Genomic DNA, 372 nt, shown 5'->3' on the forward strand with positions numbered 1-372 from the left:
TGCGTGAGGAAGGATTCGATTTCGTCACGGTGGCGGGCCATGAAATCGGCCTCTTCCGGGCTAAGGTCCGCCAACGCCTGATTCACCCTGCGTGCCGTTTCCATCAGCAGCGCTTCTTCGCGGGTGCATCGTGGATTTTCGGGATCGCTTAGCACGATCATCTGCCCCGCTTTTACCTGATCCAACCCAGGGTTAAGGGCCCTGAATTTGGCAATCACGGCCGGGTTGCGTGAGGTGAACAGCTGCGCTTCCAGCTGTTCCGCCGTTGTGCTCTTGGGGACGATGTAGAACCCTGGGTCGTGTAGCTCGATGGGCTCTGGCCATTGTTCTCGGGGGAAAAACTTATACGTTTCGACGGGAGGTGGCGGGGCT

General features: G+C 58.6%; 1 pseudogene. It reads right to left on the minus strand.

The features are described 5' to 3' along the window. Window positions 1–372: pseudogene (locus QN399_RS26205) on the minus strand (hypothetical protein); the annotation flags it as partial.

Origin of the sequence: Pseudomonas sp. 10C3 (assembly GCF_036346185.1) — a bacterium.
Taxonomy (GTDB): domain Bacteria; phylum Pseudomonadota; class Gammaproteobacteria; order Pseudomonadales; family Pseudomonadaceae; genus Aquipseudomonas.